At 69.6% G+C, this 1,226-nt stretch carries 1 protein-coding gene; it reads right to left on the reverse strand.

Annotation, left to right across the window (positions count from 1 at the left end):
- On the reverse strand, window positions 1-1,226 hold a 1,226-nt coding region (locus LOC60_RS16060), incomplete at both ends, for an HNH endonuclease (protein ID WP_230026715.1).

Consider the following 1,226-nt stretch of genomic DNA (forward strand, 5'->3'; position numbering starts at 1 on the left):
CCCGGCTCCGGTTGCCATGCCTTCCACAACCCGACTGTCTTGAACCGGTGGTGCTTCTTGCATAGGTGGGCCAGGTTCCCGTGCTCGGTTGGCCCTCCAACGGCCCAGGGCAGGGTGTGGTCGAGTTCGCAGTTCCCTGCCGCCACGCTGCATCCCGGGAACCGGCAGGTCCCGTCACGGGCCTGCAGCCAGCGTTTGAGGGCGTGCGGAATCCTGCGCTGCCGGCCCACTGCCAGGATCTCCCCGTCGCCGCCCTGCAGCAAGCCGGTCCACCGGCCCATGTTCGCCAGCAGGTCCCGGGCGACCTCGGCACTGATCGGACCGTAGCCATTCAACTCCGCCGGCGCATCCGACAGCCCCAGCAGCGACTCGGCCGACACAAGCACCATCACCTCCGCCCGCAAGCCCCCCGCGGACCAGCCCTCCCCCGGCACGCCTGGCTCCTGCGGGGCATCGGGACCCGGGGTTGCACCCACCCCCGGCTCGCTTGATCGCGAAGATGGTCTCGGTCCGGTTCCCGCCCCTTCCGGCCTGTCTCGACCGCCCGGTTCCCGCTTTACCGCCGTCGGTTCCGCAGCCGAGCGCATCGGCATCCCTGCCGTCGGTTCCGCCGCCGTACCTGCCGGCATGCCCGGTTCCGCCGCCCTGCCTGTCTGCAGGCCCGGTTCCGCCATGGAGCGAGTCGCCTGGCCGGTAAGCGCCGATACGAAGACGTCGGCACGCAACTGATCCAAGGTCCGGGAATCCCCTGCCTTCTGCTCCCCGCGGGCGCAGCCGGTCAAACCGTTGAAGATCCCGTGCGCCGCAGCAGCAGGCAGGAAAGCCGAAAGGACACCGATCCCGTCCGGCAGGTCCTCCACCCAGACCCGGCGATCCGACACTGCCGCCCGGTGGCGCTCCGGAATGGTCTGCGGGAACATCCCCTCCCTGATCCTGCGGGCCGTGCGGTCGAACTGCGGACCGGTCTTCCCCGGGGCCAGGGGCAGCAGCTTGGCTTCCAGCACCCTGCTGTCCTCGAGGCGCAGGCCGGCGGTCTGGTCCACAACCGTGCGGGCCCTGCGGTAATCGATGGCACCGTGTTCGAGGTCAGCCAATGTATCCGGGCAGCGGGTGCACAACTGCTCCGAATCGGAGACCAGCCGCAACGCAGCAAAATTAGTCAGGCACAGCAGGGCACCGACCTCGGCAGCAGTGGCCCTGAGCACCCACTCCCCACCCCGGCTCTG

Source organism: Arthrobacter sp. zg-Y769 (genome assembly GCF_020907405.1).
Taxonomy (GTDB): Bacteria; Actinomycetota; Actinomycetes; order Actinomycetales; family Micrococcaceae; genus Arthrobacter_B.